Source organism: Oceanobacillus zhaokaii (assembly GCF_003352005.1).
GTDB lineage: Bacteria > Bacillota > Bacilli > Bacillales > Amphibacillaceae > Oceanobacillus > Oceanobacillus zhaokaii.
On sequence record NZ_CP024848.1, the window covers coordinates 1,969,336 to 1,990,292 of the forward strand.

24 protein-coding genes and 1 pseudogene are annotated in these 20,957 nt (G+C 34.7%); 18 read left to right on the plus strand and 7 right to left on the minus strand.

Features of this window, described 5'->3' with window-relative positions; translation table 11 throughout:
• Nucleotides 1–16: 16 nt before the first annotated feature.
• From CUC15_RS09955 to CUC15_RS09965, 3 genes are all read right to left on the minus strand, one after another.
• The gene (locus CUC15_RS09955) at nucleotides 17–1,030 is read right to left on the minus strand and encodes an STAS domain-containing protein (RefSeq protein WP_114916519.1); all 1,014 of its coding nucleotides are present in this window, start codon (nucleotides 1,028–1,030) and stop codon (nucleotides 17–19) included.
• Between the two features lie 349 nt (nucleotides 1,031–1,379).
• Entirely contained in the window at nucleotides 1,380–1,601 is a 222-nt protein-coding gene (locus CUC15_RS09960; RefSeq protein ID WP_114916520.1) for a DUF3006 domain-containing protein, read from the minus strand.
• Nucleotides 1,602–1,603: 2 nt separating this feature from the next.
• Complete coding sequence (locus CUC15_RS09965) at nucleotides 1,604–2,449, minus strand: ComEC/Rec2 family competence protein (protein ID WP_114916521.1); 846 nt, start codon at nucleotides 2,447–2,449, stop codon at nucleotides 1,604–1,606.
• Between the two features lie 592 nt (nucleotides 2,450–3,041).
• On the opposite strand from CUC15_RS09965, the gene CUC15_RS09970 reads away from it, so the two are divergent.
• From CUC15_RS09970 to CUC15_RS10010, 9 genes are all read left to right on the plus strand, one after another.
• The gene (locus CUC15_RS09970; protein ID WP_114916522.1) at nucleotides 3,042–4,148 is read left to right on the plus strand and encodes an NADH-dependent flavin oxidoreductase; all 1,107 of its coding nucleotides are present in this window, start codon (nucleotides 3,042–3,044) and stop codon (nucleotides 4,146–4,148) included.
• 756 nt (nucleotides 4,149–4,904) lie between these two features.
• Complete coding sequence (locus CUC15_RS09975) at nucleotides 4,905–5,387, plus strand: hypothetical protein (protein WP_114916523.1); 483 nt, start codon at nucleotides 4,905–4,907, stop codon at nucleotides 5,385–5,387.
• 112 nt (nucleotides 5,388–5,499) lie between these two features.
• Nucleotides 5,500–5,709 carry a hypothetical protein gene (locus tag CUC15_RS09980; protein ID WP_114916524.1) on the plus strand — a complete coding sequence of 70 codons (210 nt, stop codon included), beginning with the start codon at nucleotides 5,500–5,502 and terminating at the stop codon, nucleotides 5,707–5,709.
• A 263-nt stretch (nucleotides 5,710–5,972) separates the two neighbouring features.
• Nucleotides 5,973–6,542, plus strand: coding sequence for a hypothetical protein (locus CUC15_RS09985; protein ID WP_114916525.1), 570 nt, complete (start codon nucleotides 5,973–5,975; stop codon nucleotides 6,540–6,542).
• A gap of 339 nt (nucleotides 6,543–6,881) precedes the next feature.
• The gene (locus CUC15_RS09990; protein WP_423241361.1) at nucleotides 6,882–7,082 is read left to right on the plus strand and encodes a spore coat protein; all 201 of its coding nucleotides are present in this window, start codon (nucleotides 6,882–6,884) and stop codon (nucleotides 7,080–7,082) included.
• A 475-nt stretch (nucleotides 7,083–7,557) separates the two neighbouring features.
• Nucleotides 7,558–8,451 carry a PhzF family phenazine biosynthesis isomerase gene (locus CUC15_RS09995; RefSeq protein WP_114916526.1) on the plus strand — a complete coding sequence of 298 codons (894 nt, stop codon included), beginning with the start codon at nucleotides 7,558–7,560 and terminating at the stop codon, nucleotides 8,449–8,451.
• Nucleotides 8,452–9,156: 705 nt separating this feature from the next.
• Nucleotides 9,157–9,348: a hypothetical protein gene (locus tag CUC15_RS10000; RefSeq protein ID WP_114916527.1), complete on the plus strand. Its 192-nt coding sequence runs from the start codon at nucleotides 9,157–9,159 to the stop codon at nucleotides 9,346–9,348.
• A gap of 185 nt (nucleotides 9,349–9,533) precedes the next feature.
• The gene (locus tag CUC15_RS10005) at nucleotides 9,534–9,863 is read left to right on the plus strand and encodes a membrane lipoprotein lipid attachment site-containing protein (RefSeq protein WP_114916528.1); all 330 of its coding nucleotides are present in this window, start codon (nucleotides 9,534–9,536) and stop codon (nucleotides 9,861–9,863) included.
• Between the two features lies 1 nt (nucleotide 9,864).
• A complete protein-coding gene (locus CUC15_RS10010) occupies nucleotides 9,865–10,209 on the plus strand; it encodes a hypothetical protein (RefSeq protein ID WP_114916529.1) in 345 nt (114 codons plus the stop codon).
• A 34-nt stretch (nucleotides 10,210–10,243) separates the two neighbouring features.
• Here CUC15_RS10010 and CUC15_RS10015 read toward each other — a convergent pair whose 3' ends face one another.
• Nucleotides 10,244–10,591 (minus strand): winged helix-turn-helix transcriptional regulator, encoded by a 348-nt coding sequence (locus CUC15_RS10015; RefSeq protein WP_114916530.1) that lies wholly within the window; start codon nucleotides 10,589–10,591, stop codon nucleotides 10,244–10,246.
• A 119-nt stretch (nucleotides 10,592–10,710) separates the two neighbouring features.
• Between CUC15_RS10015 and CUC15_RS10020 the strand changes: the two genes are divergently transcribed.
• The 5 genes from CUC15_RS10020 to murI all read left to right on the plus strand — a co-directional run bounded on the left by CUC15_RS10020 (nucleotide 10,711) and on the right by murI (nucleotide 15,101).
• Nucleotides 10,711–11,772 carry an LLM class flavin-dependent oxidoreductase gene (locus CUC15_RS10020; protein ID WP_114916531.1) on the plus strand — a complete coding sequence of 354 codons (1,062 nt, stop codon included), beginning with the start codon at nucleotides 10,711–10,713 and terminating at the stop codon, nucleotides 11,770–11,772.
• A gap of 31 nt (nucleotides 11,773–11,803) precedes the next feature.
• On the plus strand, nucleotides 11,804–12,862 hold the full coding sequence (locus tag CUC15_RS10025) for an LLM class flavin-dependent oxidoreductase (protein ID WP_114916532.1): 1,059 nt from the start codon (nucleotides 11,804–11,806) through the stop codon (nucleotides 12,860–12,862).
• An 11-nt stretch (nucleotides 12,863–12,873) separates the two neighbouring features.
• Entirely contained in the window at nucleotides 12,874–13,440 is a 567-nt protein-coding gene (locus CUC15_RS10030) for an NADPH-dependent FMN reductase (protein ID WP_114916533.1), read from the plus strand.
• Between the two features lie 247 nt (nucleotides 13,441–13,687).
• The gene (locus CUC15_RS10035; RefSeq protein WP_114916534.1) at nucleotides 13,688–14,002 is read left to right on the plus strand and encodes a winged helix-turn-helix transcriptional regulator; all 315 of its coding nucleotides are present in this window, start codon (nucleotides 13,688–13,690) and stop codon (nucleotides 14,000–14,002) included.
• A gap of 325 nt (nucleotides 14,003–14,327) precedes the next feature.
• Nucleotides 14,328–15,101, plus strand: a complete 774-nt coding sequence (gene murI, locus CUC15_RS10040) for a glutamate racemase (RefSeq protein ID WP_114916535.1) — start codon at nucleotides 14,328–14,330, stop codon at nucleotides 15,099–15,101.
• A gap of 165 nt (nucleotides 15,102–15,266) precedes the next feature.
• Here murI and CUC15_RS10045 read toward each other — a convergent pair whose 3' ends face one another.
• The 3 genes from CUC15_RS10045 to CUC15_RS10055 all read right to left on the minus strand — a co-directional run bounded on the left by CUC15_RS10045 (nucleotide 15,267) and on the right by CUC15_RS10055 (nucleotide 17,952).
• Nucleotides 15,267–15,989: an NADPH-dependent F420 reductase gene (locus tag CUC15_RS10045; RefSeq protein WP_114916536.1), complete on the minus strand. Its 723-nt coding sequence runs from the start codon at nucleotides 15,987–15,989 to the stop codon at nucleotides 15,267–15,269.
• Nucleotides 15,990–16,308: 319 nt separating this feature from the next.
• Entirely contained in the window at nucleotides 16,309–17,079 is a 771-nt protein-coding gene (locus CUC15_RS10050) for an SDR family NAD(P)-dependent oxidoreductase (RefSeq protein WP_114916537.1), read from the minus strand.
• 114 nt (nucleotides 17,080–17,193) lie between these two features.
• A complete protein-coding gene (locus CUC15_RS10055; protein WP_114916538.1) occupies nucleotides 17,194–17,952 on the minus strand; it encodes an SDR family NAD(P)-dependent oxidoreductase in 759 nt (252 codons plus the stop codon).
• A 190-nt stretch (nucleotides 17,953–18,142) separates the two neighbouring features.
• On the opposite strand from CUC15_RS10055, the gene CUC15_RS10060 reads away from it, so the two are divergent.
• The 4 genes and pseudogenes from CUC15_RS10060 (at nucleotide 18,143) to CUC15_RS10075 (ending at nucleotide 20,921) form a co-directional block, all read left to right on the plus strand.
• Nucleotides 18,143–18,757, plus strand: coding sequence for a TetR/AcrR family transcriptional regulator (locus CUC15_RS10060; RefSeq protein WP_162800294.1), 615 nt, complete (start codon nucleotides 18,143–18,145; stop codon nucleotides 18,755–18,757).
• 262 nt (nucleotides 18,758–19,019) lie between these two features.
• On the plus strand, nucleotides 19,020–19,346 hold the full coding sequence (locus tag CUC15_RS10065) for a YnfA family protein (protein ID WP_114918430.1): 327 nt from the start codon (nucleotides 19,020–19,022) through the stop codon (nucleotides 19,344–19,346).
• Between the two features lie 510 nt (nucleotides 19,347–19,856).
• On the plus strand, nucleotides 19,857–20,411 hold the full coding sequence (locus CUC15_RS10070; protein ID WP_114916540.1) for a CPBP family intramembrane glutamic endopeptidase: 555 nt from the start codon (nucleotides 19,857–19,859) through the stop codon (nucleotides 20,409–20,411).
• 85 nt (nucleotides 20,412–20,496) lie between these two features.
• Nucleotides 20,497–20,921 (plus strand): annotated as a pseudogene (locus CUC15_RS10075) (GNAT family N-acetyltransferase).
• Nucleotides 20,922–20,957: the final 36 nt, after the last annotated feature.

Sequence of the window (20,957 nt, forward strand, 5' to 3'; positions counted from 1 at the left end):
AGGAGTCTTCCCATTTTTATAGGGTAGCTTTACCAGCTTGTGCCAATGCATGGTGGATACCATGTTGTAGGGTTTGAAAAAATTCAAATCCTGTGAAATCTATGCCAGATTGAGCGATAAATATACCGAGTTTCGCTGAAACTCCCACCAACACTGTCTGGGTTCCACTAAGAGAAGCAGCAGAGCCTACTTTTTTAATAAGATTTACGGTATGAGTGTCTATATTATTTTCTATTCCCGTCATATCAAAAATTAAAAAGTCTGCATTATATTGCGGCAAGCTTGTCAAGGTCTTTACCATTAGATTTTCTGAACGTTCTTCATCGAATTTGCCAATGAGAGGTATAACAACAATTCCTTCATGCACAGGAATAATTGGTGATGACAATTGGTTAACAAGTTCACGTAACTCTTTCGTTTTTTGTTTCACAATCTCTTCCAAATGTTCGATTTGTAGAGATTCTTTTCTTCTTGCAAGGGCATGAATATTATCAGTAGCTGTAATATCAGATGGGAAATACTCAATAATACTGAACTCATTTCCTTTTAATTGGTCTTGAACAACCCTGTACCATATATTTGTCTCGAATAGTCCAGAGAAAACGCCCGCATAATGTGCTGCCAGAAAAGGACCACTCTCTTTTTTATTTTGTGCACGGTTTACCTTATACTCCCAGCTATCTTTTATATGTATAACGACAGATTTTGTTGTGAAGTCGAGGTTTCTGACTTCACAACTTCCCCAACCTGCAGAGATATATGTTTTAGTGATCATTTGTGCTGCTTCTTCAACATCTAAATTCTTCATTTTTTCAAAGTTTTCTCCAACAACAAGGCCCTGACGAAATCCTGTCGTTTCAAATACTAGGTGGGACGCTTCTTCTCCTGAAATCTCTTCAATTGTGTCAAAAAAAGTCTTCATAGCACTGGAGATCCAAAAAAGAACTGCATCTTGCCCATCGAAGCCAAAATACCCTTTATCTAGCTCCCATTCAAATTCTAATCCTCCAACCTTAAAACGACTATCCATCAGGAATTACACTCCCTCTATTGTGTCTATTATATTTTTGTTTTATTTGTAGCATTAGACTATATAATATACAATAAATTAAGATAAATCAAAATATATTATAATCGGTAAATTTTAGCGGCTTTAGTTTATAAACCTATTGATGGTGGTCAAATTTTCTTTTAAATTGAATCGGCGTTTTGGAATGAGATAACCACAATGCTAACAATAGATTCATGAGATGTAGCTGAATGTGAAATTACCTACTTAAACTAAATGGTGCGTTAGTTCAAGAAGGGTTCGTAAAGATATGCAGAACATAATAAAACTCGCTGAGAAAAAGCGAGTTTTTTATGAAGATGCTTTTTAATTAATCTTCCCAAACATCATTCATTAAATCTTCAATTTCTTTTCTTAATTTTTCAGATTCTTTTTTCAAGACAGTTACTTTTTTACCTTCAATCTCAATAACATCACCAACTGAAGCTTCTTTTGGAAATAAAGCTTTATTGTAATCTTTTGTCATCCCATCTATTTCGACAACAGCGATATTTCCTTCGAAACGGTCAATAATACCTTTTATTTTTTTCATTTTTACCTCTTAGAAGCTGAAACTGTTAATTTTGTTCCCGTTGAACTAATAACAATATTCCCCTTTTGATCTGTACGATATACTGTAGATTTTACTGATTTAAATCTGTTTAAAACGTCCTTTGTAGGATGTCCATAGGAATTTTTACCAACACTTATTACTGCATATTTAGGTTTAACCACGTTTAAGAAGTTAGTGTTAGAAGATGTTTTAGCTCCATGGTGTCCGACCTTTAACACATCTGCTTTTAGTGTTTGTTTAGCTTTAATCATGTCAGTCTCAGAAGCTTTTTCAGCATCCCCGGCAAATAGAAATTTATTTTTGTTATAAGTTACATGTAGAACAGCACTCCAGTTATTTAAGTCACTATTACTGTAATTTTTAACTGGACCAACAAACTTTGCTGTAACGTATTTAAGTGGTAATTTCACATCTGCTTTAGCTGTTTTAATTGTGAGTTTTTCATTTTTTACTGCTTGTAAAAAGTTTTTGTATGCTTGAGTAGTATGGGATACTTTAGGAGCATATACAGATTCTACTTTGTATGCTTTTAGGACTTCGTCTAATCCACCTACATGATCCGCGTCTGGGTGAGTAGCAATCATTATTTCAATGTCATCTACTTTTTGTTTCTTTAGATATGCAATAATTTCATCACCCTGACCTTGTCTACCACCATCAACTAAGACGTCTTCGCCACCAGGCATTTTGATATAAGTAGCATCGCCTTGACCAACATTAATAAAATGTACTTTCATTGTTCTTGTAGTAGCATCAGCAGATATAGGGGATACAATAAGTGTTGTTACCAGTACTATTGACGCAAAGATACCAAGGATTCTTTTCAATTCCTAGTCCCTCTTTCCTTTTTTAAATTACATAATTATTCTATTACTTTAGTAAAAAATTTACAATATAATTATTTGTACCAAGATTAAAAATTTATATATTAATAAATAAACTTAGTCTTGATTTAAAGCAAGGATTTCGTTCTGTTCCAATCAAAAGGACTTTTTGCTATATTAAGGTTTAGTGCTTATTTCAATTTAGGTTTATTTTCTTGAATTACACTCAATAAATAAATTTAATGTAAAAAAGGAGACTGTGGAGAAGTGTACTTAAATTAACGGGGCAGGTTAGTTGAATTAGTGCCTTTAGCTCTTACTCAATAAGGAAATTGGATATTTATGCTAAAATTGAGATTGTAATAAGGTTTCTAGTACACTAGACGCAAGCAGTTTAGTTAAATTAGATTAAAGTGCACAGCCATGAATCGCGTGCCTTAGGTGTTGCTATGAGGTAATAGAACAGTTTCAGAGAAAACACTTCTAGGTAACTTGTCTTAAATAGATGCTAAAGATAGATATATAGATATATTCGGCAAAGCATAAATTAATCATCTTTATTTTAGGTTGTTTTGATTAAGAAGGAGGATAAAAAATGAAAAATTATTTAACACCATTTACATTTGGTAACGGGGTTGAACTGCGTAATCGCTTTGTGATGGCACCGATGACGACGTATTCTGCTAATCCAGATGATACGGTGTCAGATGAAGAACTTGCATATTATGAAAAACGCTCATATGGAGTAGGAGCAGTAATCACAGCTTGTACTTATGTAATTGCAAATGGCAAGGGGTTTCCTGGTCAATTTGCAGGTCATACAGATGCTTATATTGACAGTTTACGAAAAGCAGCACAGGCGATTCATAAAGGTGGTGCTAAGGCGATATTACAGATTTATCACGGTGGTTCTCAATCGCCACGCGAACTTGTACCAAATGGCGATGTTGTTAGCGCTAGTGATATACCAATGGACAATTCAGCTGAAGGTGGAAGCAAGGCGCGAGCATTAACGATAGAGGAGATTAAAGAAATCATAAAGGCATTTGGTGAAACAACGCGCCGTGCCATTGAAGCAGGCTTTGATGGTGTTGAAATACACGGTGCGAATACTTACTTATTGCAACAATTTTTCTCTGGTTTTACCAATAAACGTACAGACAAATATGGCGGTACAATTGAAAAACGTATGCGTTTCCCATTAGAAGTAGTAGCCGAAGTGAATCGCGTAAAGCAACAATATGCAGACGATTCATTTATCGTTGGCTATCGTTTCAGCCCAGAAGAGCCAGAAGAAGAGGGTATTACGCTTGATGATACGGTACAGCTTGTAGATCGTTTAGCGAATGAGCGACTCGACTATTTACACATTTCACTCGGGGATTTCCGTTCATTAGCACGACGTTATAAAGGTGAGAAAGAAAACCGTATAAGAATTTTACGTCGTGTTATTGATGGGCGTGTGCCACTTATTGGTGTGGGTTCAATATATTCGAAACAAGATGCATTAGAGGCGATGGAAACAGGTGCAGAACTACTGGCATTAGGTAGGGAATTATTAATTGAGCCACAATGGGTTGAAAAAATTAAGGCAGGCGAAGAAATCATTACCGAAATGGATATGACACGAGATAATGTCATTCCTGGACCGCTGATGCAAATGATGCAGTCGCGTCCTGGCTGGGTGCCTGGCGTTAAATAGGAAATTCATTTAATGGGAGTATAAACTGAACTGTGTAAGTGGGAGTCCGTACGGCTCATACTTCGCAGTTCTTTTAGGATGAAAATATTTAAAAGTGGCAACAGTTGTCTTACTTATTGTAAAATTGGGGTTTCCAAGAGATATAAACCAACTATTAGCCCAATAATCAATCATAAACCCCTATAGGTTATGAAAGAAATCCGTCAATATACAAACCATATTAAAATAATAAGAATGCATACAACTAGGATTAAGCCAGTTAAAAAACTCCTTGATAAATAAGCTTCCATATTTTGGGATATGACATATACTACTGTATAATTGAATGTTTGTGCCTCCCGGATAGATAGACTTCGGGTATTTGCCTCGTATATTGGTCCATAATGACTGATTACGAGGTTATTTATTTATACATCTGTATAACCTTAAATACATAAATACAGGTATATAAGTAAAAGGAAGAAACGTAAACCCCTAACAAAAGCATAAGAGACAGCTTGTACTTTCTTGAGTGTTCGATACTCGAAGAAAAAGAATGAAAAGGGAAATGTGGAGTAAAATTGAATAAAGACCGGAAATTTGAAAAAAAGACTGGTCAAATATACTGCATGTAAGTATTGTAGGACTATCAAGCTTATTTTAAAGATTGAAATAGACAAAGATTGTGAACAATTACACTTAAACTAACGGGGCAGTTTAGTTGAACAAGGATTATTATATGTATAAGCAGATACAGGTGTGAAATGGAGAGGCCATATGAATAAAGCTGAAAAAACTGCTGCTATAAATGTGCTGAATTTTTTATGTAATGGTGCAAAGATAGAAGGGCTTAATTTTTATGGATTAAAGTTACTTCTTTCTGAGAATGAAAATAATTTAAATCGAATTGAAGGGCAGATTTACATTAATATTGAGAGTCAATTTTGTTTATTAAAATCGTTGCCGAAAAGTATTCCCTCATTAGAGGACCTGCCCGAACTCGATTGGATTGAATCCTCAAAATTATTATGTGAGTTAAGGTTGAAACAAATTATTGAGGTATCACTACATCACGAAAGTCCACATTTATTTATGACATTTGAAACAGGTGAAGTTCTATTCATTTGGGGTCATCACGAAAAGTACGAGAGTTGGCAAGTAGGTGTATCAGAATCAACTGAGATGTGGGAAGTAGTAGCGTGTCCTAATAATAGCCTAGCAGTATGGGGTCTTGAAGATATTATTGGGAAGAATATCTAATTGTCGCTTAATTAACTGGTGCGTTACTATAATAATGTTAAATGTTATTCGTACTACGTTTGGTATTTTAAACGAACTAGTTATGACGAAAGTCTTGAAAGGAGGTGGAAATATGAGTGTAAAGAATGTTACGCCCATACAAGGTTTAGTAATAGTGGGTATATTCGCAGTAATAATGATTGCAATTTTAATTGCTTCTCAATTTTACTTTAGTTATTTAGAAGTAACAGAAGCAGCCAACAGTTGTTTTAAGATTGGGGGAGATCCTATTATTGAAAAAACAGGCTTAGAGATGACCTATTTCGAGTGTGTAACGAGTTAATTTTACTCTACTAAATGGTGCGTTAATTCAAGAAGGATTAACGCTATTTTACGTAGAAGTTATTGTACTAAGGGGCAGTTTAGTGCAAGAAGGATTCCTCACAAATTGCATTGGAATATTATATTTATTAGCAATTACATACACCTTAAGACAATGGGTTTAAGGTATATTTTGTTATAGATACTGATACAGATGTAATTAACTACACCGCCTTTTTATGCTAACAGTCTAATTACTTAATCAAACAAGATAGGGGCTTAAGTATGGTTGATAAGAAAGCAGTTAAAATACTCTTTAAGCGTTATTGGTCTTCCGCTGGATGGACAAATACCCACCTTAGAAAAGAGGAATTAGAATACGCCAAAGAAGCTGGGATTATGTTCGAACCAATAGAACTATCCCACGATGAAATTATCCATAACGTTAATGAATTAGTGAATATAATAGATTTGAATGAAATTAGTGAACAATTTATTGCGAGTTTATCTACAAGAAGGCTTGACCTACGCTCCGCTTTAGGTTCTTACATAGTCGGCAAGCATCTATTAGAACACACATTTATAGGGACCGGAAATTATTGTATTTATTGTGGCTCTTCTAGTAATACCAAAGAAAGACAAGATTTAAATGTACTTAACTTTGAAAGGTTTAAATGGGGCGGAGTACGTCACCTGGACCCTTTATATATAGCCTTTGACCTGAATCAATACTCAAATTCAGAAAAACTGGTACCTACCCCAGAGGATTATGAAATCTTGAATAAGATACTAACGGACGGGCTCTATGGCACCATAGTTCATCGACCTTCTTCGCCAGCCGTACAAACAGTATAGACAGTGGTATACATTTTCATTCTCTGTGGTGTAGCGTTAGTCTTGCGCTACATGTATGACTAACGGGTGCTTTAATACAACAAGGAGATCGTCATTACGGCGGTCTTATTTTATTAACGGGGCAGGTTAGTTGAATAAGGATGTGGGTTGTATTATTTCGCGAGAGTCCTGAATTGACTTCTTTCTTACGTAGACGAAGAGTTGTGAATGAAAGGATCTTTTATCCTAGGATTCAGCGTTTGTCATATAAAGTCTAGAAATCAAGACAAATGCCCAAGAACATTTTCCCAAAAACACATATGCTCTATTGTAAAATGAATTGAGGAGATGAATGTTTTTATGTATAATGACAGGCAATTCCCAGGCATTGGTTTAGGTGGACCAGGTTCAGGTTTTGGATTTGCACCAGGACTAGGGTTTGGAGGCCCAGGGTTTGGATTTGGTTATCCGCACTACCACCATCATTATCCTTACTACCACTACCCTTATTACCACCATCACTATCCTTATTACCACCATCACTACCCTTACCACCATTAATAAAATTAGCTTATAATAAATTCTAAATAAAATATTGATTAAGGTACTCTGAAACAGGCTGTTTCCACAATAGTAGAAAATGCCTGTTTTTTGTTAGATGTTGAAGTAACTGCAAACCAGATGAGTAAGCTGAATCAATTAAAAGTGTTGCTGATAATATGAGTTTGTATGAAATATGCCAAATATTAAACAATAAAATTATTTCAACTAAAAGGTCGATGCTTAAAAATAAGGCATCGTCTATTTATGGTCTAATTTCCGAAATAGATTGTGATGAATTGTACTTAAACTATCGGGTGCAATAGTTAAACAAAAGATCATCGTTGTAGATGATTTTTTTCTTGTGTCTAGCCTATCAGAAAATTATGTTATTATTAATTCACCTTACTAAACTGGGTATATTAGTTGAATACTAAAATTAATGGTAAGATAAAGGTTATATACATAATTCTGGAATTTATGGGGGAATTATCTCGTGAAATCGGTAAAGGTTTATCATTATGATGCTTTTAGTAAAGAACCCAATAAAGGGAATCCAGCAGGGGTTGTTTTAAATGGAAATGACTTAACAGATAGGGAAATGCAAGAAGTTGCTCTAAAAGTAGGATTTAATGAAACAGCTTTTCCAGTTAAATCTGAGATCGCTGACCTTAGAATACGGTATTTTACGCCGGGTCACGAAATGAGCCTTTGTGGGCACGCAACAATGGCAACTGTGTACGCTTTAAAAACGACAGGGTTATTAGGGGATAAAACGGATTTTACAATCGAAACAAAAGCAGGTGTTTTACCAATAAAGATTGGTTCAACTACTGATAATAAAACATACATAACTATGAAACAGGCTTCACCACTGTTTAAAGATTATAAAGGTTCTACCGAAGACTTAGCTAACTCAATAGGAATAACAAAAGAGGATATTGATGATAAATTACCGATTCTATATGGCAGTACAGGAACTTGGACACTTTTAATTCCAATAAAAACACTTGCTGCCTTTAAAAAAATGAAACCAAATAATAAGTTATTTCCTAAAATATTAAAAGAAATGCCAACGGCATCAATTCACCCATTTTGTTTAGAAACCTATGATCCTGATGCTAATATGCACGCTCGACACTTCTCTTCACCTTTCTCAGGTACAATAGAGGATGCAGTTACGGGGACTGCTTCAGGGGTAATGGGAGCATATTTTGCAAAATTTATAAAAAGAAATATTGAAGAATCTCTAAACCTTGTAGTAGAACAGGGCCAGGAAATTGATAAGGATGGTCGGGTATTGGTAAACGTATCTATGGCACAGAAAAAATTAAAAATAGAGATTACAGGAAATGCAGTATATGTTGATGAATTTGAAGTGACAATATAATATTGCAATTTTTTATCCAATCGCTGTTTTAGTTTGTGAAGAAGTAGAAATACATTGTCCACCTCTGAAGTCTTACCAGATGGGCGAGTTAGGTTATATGAAAATTGGAAATGGCTTGATTTGGAAGCTACTGAGGGAAATTCAATTATTGGACGTATTAAATTATTCTTATTGCACTCCCATGAAAATTAAAAAAGCTTAAAAAAGAAAAATGAGCATAACAAAATGGACCCATTAAAAACGCTTTTTAAAAAAAGGCTGAGCCTCTAAGAGTAGTATCATTATAGTATTGGATTGAAAAATAAAAGCATCATCCTTCTCGTTAGAATTAAAAGGCAAGGCTGGTGCAACCAATCAAAAAGGATTAATCTCCCATAAGTGCTACCCATACAGGGCGCGACAGTCTGTGATGCACCGAGATCGTTGGAGTCAGACTAACGGACGGGCTCTATGGCACCATAGTTCATCGACCTTCTTCGCCAGCCGTACAAACAGTATAGACAGTGGTATACATTTTCATTCTCTGTGGTGTAGCGTTAGTCTTGCGCTACATGTATGACTAACGGGTGCGTTAATTCAAGAAGGATTAACGCTATTTTACGTAGAAGATATTTTACCAACGGCTCAGAATACTTTAAAAATGAAGACTGCACTTGTATATCGAATTAATGAGTAAAAATTCTTGTCCTAATTAGGGGGATATAATTGGATAAAAAGTTAATCGGATATGCTGTAAGTTCTTTCGGATTAGGTATTTTAATAAGTGCAATAATTTACCCTATGGGTTATTTGGAATCAGTCATTGTATATCGTACTATGACTTTTATTGGAACAGCTTTAATTGTTCTTGGATTATTTATTCGTCCCACAGTTAAAAAGAAGGAAAACCGAAATTGAGTAATTACTACTAATATTGTGAAGGAATGTACTTAAACTAATTGGTGCGTTAATTCAAGAAGGATTAACGCTATTTTACGTAGAAGATATTGTACTTAAGGGGTAGGTTAATTGCAGAACGAGGTATTTTTGAAGATGTATTGAAATAGTTATTAATACATTATATTTTTTTCGGGGGAGTTAAGTTGAAGAAAATAATCACTTTATTATTTACAATAATACTTTTAACAGCTTGTTCGGAGACTACCAACAATGATTATAAATTTAGTGGAGAAAGTGAACATTGGGAAGCTGAATACGCCTATAAAGGAACAGAAAAATGGGGAGGGAAAGACGGAAGAGAAACTTATTCGAACGAAGATAGCTATGAGTTTATATTAAAATATAAAGATTCTTTAGAAGAGCTGTCTTCATTACAAAAACTTGAATACTCGTATGAAGCCGATAGTAGTAGAGGGGATAGCACTGAAGAGTTTACGGAACCCCCATCATCAGTAACATATAGGGGGAATTAAAATGGGCAATCAGAATTATTCGATGGAATTAAATATCATAAAAAAAGAATTCAAAATAGAATTTAGAGGAAGTTTCTCTCAACAACAAACTACAAACTTTTTAAATGACTATAACAAACATATTGGCTCTATAACCCCCAGTGACTATACATTGGTTTTGGGTAAAAGAGAGATGAAAGTTTTAACACAAGAAGTAGGTTCTATTTTAGAAAGTGCCTTCGAGTTATATGAAAACACAGGATTTAAAAAAGTACAAATTGAAATTTCAGAGAGTCCAGTCGTAAAAATGCAACTAAACCGGATTTTAAAAAAGACTAGTTTAAATGCGGAATTTACAGAAGCATAAATAAGAAGGCTGTCTACTAGGACTACCTTCTTATTTAGTTATTATTTTGATTTAATTTCTGCCTTTTATGCATAGTATGCCTAGTTCCCCAGTCATGCATGGCTTCTAAAATTGGTTCCAGACTTTTTCCATATTCTGTAATAGAATATTCCACTTTGGGAGGAACTTGCGCGTATACCACGCGATTAATAATATCCTCGTCTTCCAGTTCTCGTAACTGCTTCGTTAACATCTTTTGTGTAATGCCAGGCATGCTTCGTTTCAATTCATTGAAACGTTTAGTACCTTCCTGTAGTAAATGTAATAAAATAATTGGTTTCCACTTACCAACTAATATGCCTAAAGCATCCTCCACGCGACAATATTCTGGTATCTTCTCCATCTAATCCCTCCTTAGTATCCTTTTGCATACTATACCACTTATTAGTGCGTACTTACACATAAGATTTCTATAATCTATAATAGCATTGTAAAGCAATAATTGAAAGGGGGAAAATTAACATGGAAGAATTTCGTATAAACAAAAATAATGGTATGGAAATTGGATTATATACATTAGGCGATCATGTTTCAGATCCAAGCACTGGGAAAATAATGAGCGAACACAGTCGAATGAAAGAAATGGTTGCCATGGCAAAGCTTGCAGAAGATGCAGGGCTTGATGTATATGGTGTTGGAGAAAGTCACCAAAAACATTTTATCGCCTCATCAACTCCCACCATTCTTGCAGCAATAGCTTCAGAAACAGAGAAGATAAAACTGATTAGTTCCTCGACCGTTTTAAGTGCAGATGATCCAGTTCGTGTATATGAGCAATTTTCAACCTTGGATTTACTCTCCGACGGTCGTGCCGAAATCATTACGGGACGTGGCTCCAGATATGGAGTTTATGAATTATTTGGTTATGATATGAAAGACTTTGAGGAACTGTTCGAAGAGAAAATCGATCTTCTATTGAAATTAAATAGTGAGCAGCAAATTACTTGGAGTGGTAAATTCCGTCCAGCCTTAAACGAAGCAGAGATCTTCCCGAAACCACTTTCCGGGAAACTGCCAATTTGGCGGGCTGTAGGAGGAAAACCAGCCAGCGCAATCAAAGCGGGAAAAATAGGGATGCCGATGCACTTAGCTGCTCTATATGGAGCTTCCAGTGTGTTTAAACATACTGTTGACGCCTATCGAAGAACTGCTACAGAGGCTGGGTTTGACACTGCCAAGCTGCCTGTGGCGATGGCAACCATGATGTATTTGCATAAAGACTCTCAAACCGCTCTTAAAGAATACTATCCGTACCTTAATAATACGTTTACACAATTGCGTGGAACTCCTTTTCCTAAAGATAGATATGCGGAAGCGACAAGTGTGAAAAACGCCATCATGGTTGGAAGTCCACAGCAAATTATTGAAAAGATACTGTATCAATATGAGTTGTATGGACATCAGCGTTTTATTGTACAAATTGACCATGGAAACATGCCGTTTAATAAAATACAAGAAATGATTGAGATGTTTGCAACAGAGGTCGTTCCGGCTATACGTAAAGCGACAAAAGGCAGTAATTAAATTATTTACAAAAAGAAAGGTTGAGAAATAAATGGAAAAATATCGTATCAATCCTAGCAAAGGGTTGGAATTTGGAATATATACATTGGGGGATCATATCCCAGACCCGCATACAGGAGAGCGTATCTCTGCTGAACAACGGATCCATGAAATAATAGAACTAGCTAAGATAGCCGAGCAGGCAGGTATTGATTTCTTTAGTGTAGGGGAGAGTCATCAGGAGTATTTTGCAACACAGGCACATTCTGTTGTCTTGTCAGCAATTGCACAAGCAACGGAGAAAATTAAAATCGCAAGCTCTTCTACAATTATCAGTACATCAGATCCGGTCCGGGTATATGAGGATTTCGCGACTATTGACCTGATTTCAAAAGGACGTACGGAGATAATTGCCGGCCGGGCATCAAGAGTGGGGCTCTTTGACTTATTAGGCTACAATCTTCGCGACTATGAAGAGTTGTTTGAAGAAAAGTTTGAGCTACTATTAAAAATCAATGAAGAGAAAATTGTAAATTGGAGTGGACAGTTTAGGGCTCCTTTAAGAAATGCAGAAGTTATTCCACGTCCGCAAAGCGGTTCGATGCCGATTTGGCGTGCAGTTGGTGGACCGCCTGCAAGTGCAATAAAAGCGGGTTATGCTGGTGTTCCAATGTTCTTGGCTAATTTGGGAGGACCGGCAACTAGTTTTAAATTCTCAGTTGATGCATACCGTGAGGCTGCAAAACAGAACGGCTTTGATCCAGCACAACTTCCTATCTCCACTGCTGGATTCTTCTATGCGGCTGAAACGACACAACAAGCACAGAAAGAGGCATATCCTCACGTTAACCAAGGGATGAAACTAATTAATGGACGAGGTTATCCAAAGCAGCAATTTGCACAGGGCGCCGATACAAGAGACGTTATGAATGTCGGCAGTCCGCAGCAAATCATTGAAAAAATACTATATCAGCATGAATTATTTGGACATCAGCGTTATATTGGTCAAATGGATTTCGGTGGTGTCCCATTTGATAAATTAATGAAAAATATTGAGTTGATCGGTAATGAAATTTTACCGGCAATCAAAAAATATACTGCAAAGAAATAGGAGTTGAGAATATGAAAGTTGTACTATTATCAGGCTCGAAAGTCGGATCAAAGACAAGAACAGCAATGGATTATACGAAGAAAGCTATTACTGAAAAATATCCGGACTTAGAAACGACATTGATTGATCTAGCAGAATATGATGTGGAGTTTAGTGATGGACGTAATTATTTAGAATATGAGGGCGACACAGGATATGTAACAAAAACAATTATGGAAGCTGATGCCATTATTATTGGAACGCCTATCTTTCAAGCTTCCATACCGGCTACATTGAAGAATATATTTGATTTACTACCTGTTAATGCACTTCAGCACAAAGTAGCCAGCATCGTAGTTACGGCTGGTTCTTCCAAGCATTATTTAATTGCCGAGAACCAATTAAAACCTATTTTGGGCTATATGAAGGCACAAATTGTTCAGACGTATGTTTTTGTCGAAGAACAAGATTTCCATCGAAAGGAAATCACAAACGATGATGTGCTATTCCGAATTGACCGATTGGTTGAAGACACTGTTGTACTAACTGAAACCTATACAAAGATTCGTGAAGAAAAAGAGGCTGCATACGGTTTTTAACGATTAATCGGTTATGTTAAATTATCATTGTGGAAAAGGTAACAGCAGATATATTGTATGCGAAATAAGCTGCCAATCCACTTTGATTACTAAAGACAGGGCACTTTTCCATTTGGGAAGTGTCCTGTCTTTTTTTAAACTCCATAAGAGACTATGTTTTTTTGTATTTGAAAATAAGATAAAGAGGGGATTGTAAATATGAATAATTTGGACCTTAAATAAGCAAATCATTAGGGGATGATTAGAAATGAAGGAATTTAAAATAAGTCATGATCGGGATAAGGCTATAAATATTTTAAGTATGAGATGGAATGGATTGATTATTTGCTTTTTGATGAATGGTCCGAAGAGATTTCAGACTATTTCATCTTCCTTAGGTATAAGCGGCAGAATGTTATCTGAAAGGTTAAAGGAATTAGTGAGGCTAGAAATTGTTAATAGAGAAATAATTCCAGAAACCCCTGTGCGAATTGAATATTCTTTGACTGAAAAGGGTTTATCCTTTAAACCTATTCTGAATGAGATAGAGAAATGGTCAAATAAATGGGAAAGAACCAATTAATACTCCTTTTTTGTACTGATGGACATTAACCAAGAATATAACTTGCGATAAGGGATAATGCAGATTTTGGTGATTAATAATCCTATTAAAACAACTAAAAAATATTACGTGGAAGTAATAAATATTAGAGGAGTGCCATTTCATTTTTAATCTCGCATTTCCTGCCTCTCGTGAAGTCATTGCACCTTGTACTGCGCTAATATCTTTTTGAATTCTAAAGGGGCAGTTTAGTTCAATAAAAATAAGGAATAATTAACAAAAATCTTTAGAAAATGGTTTCTAAATAAGTAATCAATAGCATTAATTTAGGAAAAGAGTGAAAGTAGTGAGAATAGGTTTTTTTGATTCAGGAATTGGTGGAATGACTGTACTTCAACAAGCATTGAGAATTTTACCGAATGAAGATTACATCTATTATGCAGATACCTTACACGTTCCATATGGTGAAAAACAAAAAGAAGAGGTAAGGGAATATATTTTTAATGCAGTTGACTTTATGGCTAATCAGGGTATTAAAGCATTAGTCATTGCTTGTAATACAGCAACCAGTATCGTGGTGGATGATCTTCGCAAAAAGTATAATTTCCCTATTTTGGGTATTGAACCAGCCGTAAAACCAGCTATTCAAAGCTGTGAGGGAAAGCAAATAAAGGTATTAGTGTTAGCGACTAATTTGACTCTCAGAGAGGAAAAGTTCCATAATCTTGTAAAAAGTATAGACCATCACGATATTGTTGAAAGCATACCACTTCCTGGTCTCGTCCAATTAGCTGAGAGTTTAGAATTTAGAGAAGAGAAAGTTGTGCCATATTTAAAGGAAAAACTATCTTCGTTTGATTTAAAGCAGTACGGATCTATTGTTCTCGGATGCACCCATTTTCCGTATTTTGAAAATAGTATAAAGAAAATATTTACTGAAGATGTGAACATTATTTCTGGAAGTATTGGAACTGCAAAGAACTTAAAACGAATTCTCGAAGCAAGGAATCAAATTAACGACGGAACAGGAGATATTTTATTTTTTAATTCTAGTTGTAAAGTTGAAAATAAAGAGACATTATCTAATTATAAAAAGTTATTGGTAATGTTAGACAGGTAAATTCTTTAAAAAGAGGTGCTTAAATCAAAAAGATAAGTCTGTTTCGATAGCTTATTCAGAATATGTTTGTGAATTTTTATACTTAAACAAACTGGTGCTTTAGTTAAAAAGGTGATTATGTTATTAATCACCTTTTTTAATCATAATCAATATGGAATTCCTAGATTATGAATTATATGTTTCTCTGTTTAGATTCACAATATCTTTATGTGACAATCCAGCTGAAAATTTCTCTATTACCTTGTCCCGTAGGAATGTGGCTTTTTCTGCATCTGCCTTTTTCAATGCTTTAGTTAGTTCTTCTTTTGTTAGTTCTGTGCAATATGCAGGAGTTCCTGGCTGTTGTCTCCAAGAATCAGTTAAAGAACCACTATCCACTGCATCGAAGCCTAGCTCATTTACTAGGTCCATGATTATATGTTTTTGTGATAGGTCATTACCAGCAATTGTCATGGCAATGCGACCACTAGTCCCTTCGGGGGTTCCTTTATTTTCTAAAGTATAAGCTAATAGATTGCTGAAGGCTTTAATGATAGGTCTACCTAATTGATTTGAAACCCAAACGCTTTCAACCATTCCGTTCTCAATTTCTTCAATTTTATTGTCTCTAAAAGGATAATAATTAGAAGTGTCTACAATGATTATTTCCTCCCCAGCTTTATCTACAATGTTGCGAATGCTTGGCATTACATGAAGAGGGATAGATATTATAAGAACATCAATATTTGTTATTACATCTTCTACACTCACAGGTATTCCAGCAATCTCTTTTCCTTCTAAACGTTCAATTTCTCGAGCATCTGCAATTTTAACATCATGTCCATTTTTAACTAATTTTTTAGAAATAATTGTACCTATTGGTCCTGCACCTATAATTCCAAATCTCATTATTGTTCCTCCTAAATATAATTTTGTTGGATTAAGATTCAATGACTAAATGCATAGAAGATTTAGGCTTACATCTAACTGGGGCCTATTCAGACGATTTTGTGTAATGTATTAAAAACTACGTACCTAAATTATACCTGCAGTGCTGGTTTTTTGTAGATCAATCTCCTGCCTTAAAAACCAAATACATGCGGGAAAAGAGAAATTATTTTCCCTCATCCGCATGTATGTAATTATTTATTGGAATGTTAATCTTAAGTGAACAAGAAAATTCAAAACAGCCTTTAAAAAATCAAATTATTAATAGCTTAGTAATTAATTACTTTGTTGTGGTGGCTCCTCCATCTACTACAAATTCACTTCCTGTAGCAAACTTAGACTCCTCAGATGCTAAAAACAACACCATATATGCAAGGTCTTTAGGATTACCTAGATGCGGTGGAAGCGGGAAATTGGCTTCTATTGTTTCTCTCAATTCAGGATTATCTTTCAACGAGCTTTCTACCATCGGGGTACTAATTACACCTGGATGTACAGAGTTCACACGAATATTATCTTTTGCCAGTACTTTTGCAGCATGCTTTGTCATAGACCGAACAGCACCTTTAGAAGCACTGTAGGCTACATCATACCCATCAGGAGCTCCACCAACAATGGCACCGATTGATGACATGTTAATGATTGATCCCTTACCGTTCTCCTGCATTTTAGGAATAACAGTTTGCATACCTAAAAATACACTAGTTGCGTTTATTGCCAAAACTTTATTCCATTCTTCTAGTGTTGCTTCCTTAACACTTTTTCCTATCTGAATAGCAGCATTATTTACTAACACATCGATCTTACCGTATTTTTTAACAGTCTCATCAATAGCACTTATCCATTCATCAGGAGAAGACACATCTAGTTTTAAAGCAAGTGCATCCCCGCCCTTAGCATTAATTTCATTTACTCCTTCTTGTAGAAGTTCAAATTGTATGTCTGCCGCTACTACCTTTGCTCCTTCTTCAGCAAACGTTTGGGCCATAGTTAAACCCATTCCACCTGCAGCACCTGTAATAATTGCTACCTTACCATCTAATCTAGCCATTCTATTTCCTCCTGAAAAGTAGTTCTAATTCGTTTAGAAAGATTACTCTTTTTTTTAAGACATCCTTAATCCAAGCGAATCTTATTTACATTTTTTTCGAATTCATAATGTTAACTATTTATTTATTGTAGCTCTTGCTCCATCAACTACATAGTCTGCTCCACTTACATAACTAGCTTTATCAGATGCTAAAAATGCAACTACTTCGGAAACTTCTTTTGGATCTGCAAAACGTTTCATTGGAAGAAGATTTTGAGATACGTCATCAATCTGCTCTTTAGTTAGTGTAGCTTCAGCCATTGGCGTGAGTATTGCTCCTGGAAGAACAGCATTGATTCTAATATTTTTATCAGCAAATTCATATGCTGCTTGTTTTGTAAGACCTCTGACTGCAAATTTTGAAGCAGTATAAGCTGGATTAACTGTAATATCATGTCTCAATCCAGCAAGTGAAGAAATATTAATAATAGACCCTCTATTATTTTCAACCATTGTAGGTAAGACTGCTCTCATGCCATAAAATATTCCGTTCTGATTAATATCAATTATTTTTTTATACAAGCCTTCTTCTATATCTAAAAGTCCAGTTATCGCACCTGCAAGTCCTGCATTATTCACTAAAATATCAATAGTACCAAATGTATCTTTAGTCTTTTGTACTACCGTGTCCCAACTATTAGGATTTGTAACAACTAACTCTACAAAAATAGCCTTATCTTCCCCGATGTCTCTTGCTACTTTTTCTCCATTTTCTGCATCAAGATCTCCGATTACAACTTTTGCACCTTCTTCAGCAAGCTTTCTTGTATGAAATTCCCCCATACCTTTCGCCCCGCCAGTAATAATCGCTACTTTTCCGTCTAATAGTCCCATTATTATTCCTCCTATATGTCATTCTGCATTTTAAAGAAATTAAATTTTTTAAGAGCGCTTTCTTTTATATGATAGAGTTACTCGACTTAACACTCAATAAGCAGGTATAATGAATATGTTGAATACTCAACAAAGTGATTAGGTTTGTTTATTATAAGGCTTGATAAACGGGACAAAAGGATGATTTATGTTGAATGATCCAAATCGACAAATGAGAAAGAAACAATTAACAAAGAAGTTACTAAAAAATGCTTTTATAGATCTTATTTTAGAAAATAATGATGTGCATTCTATCACAATTAGCGAGATTACTGATCGAGCTGATTTTAATAGAGGTACTTTCTATATCCATTACCAAGATAAAATCGATCTCCTGGAAGAGTTATACCAAGATGCTATCGAAGGCATACATCAGTCTATTAAAAAACCATACAGAAATAAGGGCAAGGTGATTTTAAATGGGGTTATTCCTTCTAATAAGCTCATATTTGAGCATATAGAAAAGCATAAAAAGTTGTTTAAAGCTCTAGATCTTATAGAGGACAATCCAGATATATATAAACGGCTCGAACTATTTTTATGGAATTTATTTAGTAAAGAAATTTATATTGAACGAGAAACTGACGCTCAGGAAACAAAGTATGATATCTTTCTTAGCTTTCAAGTCCACGCTACGGTTGGTGTTATAAAGTATTGGATTAAAAAGGATTTTATTTTCTCTACAAGTGTTATGAGCGAACAATTAACATCTTTCTATTCGGATAAAGTAATTGCGATGAATTTCAACAATCAAAACCTTGATTGATAGGAGTTTTTTTCTACACTTGGATGTAAAATTCTAATTTCTGCTATTTACGCTCTCACAAGCCCTTTTTTACTATATGGTGCAAGAGTTAAGCAAGGTGATCTTAAATTTGATCGCCTTTTTCTTCTGGAAAATCCCGAAAATTGTTTGGAATATTATGTTGTTATTGATGTATAGAGAAATTGAGCTAACGGGGCAGGTTAGTGCAATAAGAATAGGTAATAATTTGTTATGTAAGATGTTGTTATAGGAAGTGGTATATATTTTTTATGCAATCGTATTATTTATAGTTGCAGGTATTGCCGAGATTGGTGGAGGCTATCTAATCTGGTTATGGTTAAGAGAAGGAAAACCATTTTATTGGGGAATAGTTGGTGGAATAGCATTAGCCCTATATGGTGTGGTTGCTACATTTCAAACCTTTCCATCATTCGGGAGAGTTTATGCTGCATACGGTGGAGTATTTGTAGTTCTTTCTGTTTTATGGGGATGGGGAATTGATAGGAAAACACCTGATTTATATGATTGGGTAGGTGCGGGCATCTGCTTAATTGGTGTATCCGTAATATTGTTTGCACCACGCCATTAAAAACCTATCCTAAACAAACTTACTGGTGCGTTAATTGAATAAGGAAAAGTTAAAAGTCGATTCAAAAAATCGGCTTTTTTGATTTCGTTAAAAGAAACAGAATCATAACTTAGAGTTGAACAATTTTTTTAAAATCGATTTATGATAAAAAACAGACTCCTTTAATAAAGGAGTCAAAGGAATGATTTACTCTATGAAAGTGAGTCATACATAATAATTTATGTTATGGATTCACAAAGGGAATGACGAATGAATTAGGTTATTTTAATCTTTTTTGTGTTAACTGGTGCAATAGTTAAACAAGGCATCATCAAAACGATCGTCTTTTTATTCGAACTATATGTTTGAATATTATGGTAATATAACTAATGGGGCAGGATTGTTGAAGAAGAAAAGGGGGAGTTTCTGATAGAATTAAAAGTATATAAAAATTATATTTGGGTATATTTCATAATATTTTATGCCTTATGGTGTATCAGAGAATTATGGTTAGTTCAATATTTAGAATTAATGGATTCTGTTCCAAGAGCTATAACGTCAGCCGTTATTAAAATAGTTATTTGGGTCATTCCAGTTATATTATTAGTTAAAATTATGGAAAAAATTGACCCGTCTACCTATTTAGGACTACGTCATAACTTTAGAAAAGGTTTAAAATGGACAGGTTGGGTATCCTTAGCCTTTATATCTTATTTTGTAGTTTTAAATATCATTGTTTTAGAGAATGATATTGATTTTCAAATAGGGTTTGAAGAATGGCTTAATACTATTCTATTAGTTGGAATAACCGAGGAAATTGTTTTTAGGGGTTTTTTATTAAGAAAATTTATGGATTCTTATAGATTTTGGATAGCAAATACAATTACATCTTTACTCTTTGTATCAATTCATTTTCCTATTTGGTTTTATAAAGGGCTTTTTGAATTCCCTTATATTTTACGTTCCATAATAACAGTTTTTGGTTTGGGTATTATATTTGGGTTTGTATATAAGAAAAGTAACTTTCTTTGGTCAGTAATTATAATTCATTCTTTGTATAATTTGTTAGTGTCGCTCTTCTACTAACTGGTGCGGTTGTTAAATAAGGACAGTCGCTTCTTGTGCTCTCGGGGAAGAATACTTTAAGTAGGAATTTAAGGGGAAGTTGAATTTGAAGTCAAAAAATGTGTTGAAACCTAAATTAGAAGATGTAGAAAATATTGTTGCAGTTGATAGAGAAGTTATTAGCAACGATATTAGACGGGATTATATAAAAAAAGCAGTAGAAGAAGATAGATGTATTGTTGTTAAAAGTGAAAATAAATTTTTGGATTTTTAATTTTTAATACCAATTTCTTTGATTGTAGTTTTATATCATTGATAATAGTATCACCAACGGCAAGACGTAAAGGTTATGCAACATCCTTGATGGATTACTTTGTTAATATATCACCTACCAAAAAAGTATTTTCATCAACCAACCAATCAAACAAAGATATGCAAAAAGTTTTCATAGCAAATGGTTTCGTACAAAGCGGAGTTGTTGAAAACCTGGATGAAGGAGACCCTGAAATAATTTATTTTAAATCGAAGTAAATTAACTTAGTTATTGAGCTAACGGGTGCAATAGTT

Coding starts and splice junctions, on each gene's coding strand:
- CUC15_RS09955 (WP_114916519.1), bottom strand. CDS start 1,030: ATGGATAGTCGTTTTAAGGTTGGAGGATTAGAATTTGAATGGGAGCTA.
- CUC15_RS09960 (WP_114916520.1), bottom strand. CDS start 1,601: ATGAAAAAAATAAAAGGTATTATTGACCGTTTCGAAGGAAATATCGCT.
- CUC15_RS09970 (WP_114916522.1), top strand. CDS start 3,042: ATGAAAAATTATTTAACACCATTTACATTTGGTAACGGGGTTGAACTG.
- CUC15_RS09975 (WP_114916523.1), top strand. CDS start 4,905: ATGAATAAAGCTGAAAAAACTGCTGCTATAAATGTGCTGAATTTTTTA.
- CUC15_RS09980 (WP_114916524.1), top strand. CDS start 5,500: ATGAGTGTAAAGAATGTTACGCCCATACAAGGTTTAGTAATAGTGGGT.
- CUC15_RS09985 (WP_114916525.1), top strand. CDS start 5,973: ATGGTTGATAAGAAAGCAGTTAAAATACTCTTTAAGCGTTATTGGTCT.
- CUC15_RS09990 (WP_423241361.1), top strand. CDS start 6,882: ATGTATAATGACAGGCAATTCCCAGGCATTGGTTTAGGTGGACCAGGT.
- CUC15_RS10010 (WP_114916529.1), top strand. CDS start 9,865: ATGGGCAATCAGAATTATTCGATGGAATTAAATATCATAAAAAAAGAA.
- CUC15_RS10015 (WP_114916530.1), bottom strand. CDS start 10,591: ATGGAGAAGATACCAGAATATTGTCGCGTGGAGGATGCTTTAGGCATA.
- CUC15_RS10020 (WP_114916531.1), top strand. CDS start 10,711: ATGGAAGAATTTCGTATAAACAAAAATAATGGTATGGAAATTGGATTA.
- CUC15_RS10025 (WP_114916532.1), top strand. CDS start 11,804: ATGGAAAAATATCGTATCAATCCTAGCAAAGGGTTGGAATTTGGAATA.
- CUC15_RS10030 (WP_114916533.1), top strand. CDS start 12,874: ATGAAAGTTGTACTATTATCAGGCTCGAAAGTCGGATCAAAGACAAGA.
- CUC15_RS10035 (WP_114916534.1), top strand. CDS start 13,688: ATGAAGGAATTTAAAATAAGTCATGATCGGGATAAGGCTATAAATATT.
- CUC15_RS10045 (WP_114916536.1), bottom strand. CDS start 15,989: ATGAGATTTGGAATTATAGGTGCAGGACCAATAGGTACAATTATTTCT.
- CUC15_RS10050 (WP_114916537.1), bottom strand. CDS start 17,079: ATGGCTAGATTAGATGGTAAGGTAGCAATTATTACAGGTGCTGCAGGT.
- CUC15_RS10055 (WP_114916538.1), bottom strand. CDS start 17,952: ATGGGACTATTAGACGGAAAAGTAGCGATTATTACTGGCGGGGCGAAA.
- CUC15_RS10070 (WP_114916540.1), top strand. CDS start 19,857: ATGGATTCTGTTCCAAGAGCTATAACGTCAGCCGTTATTAAAATAGTT.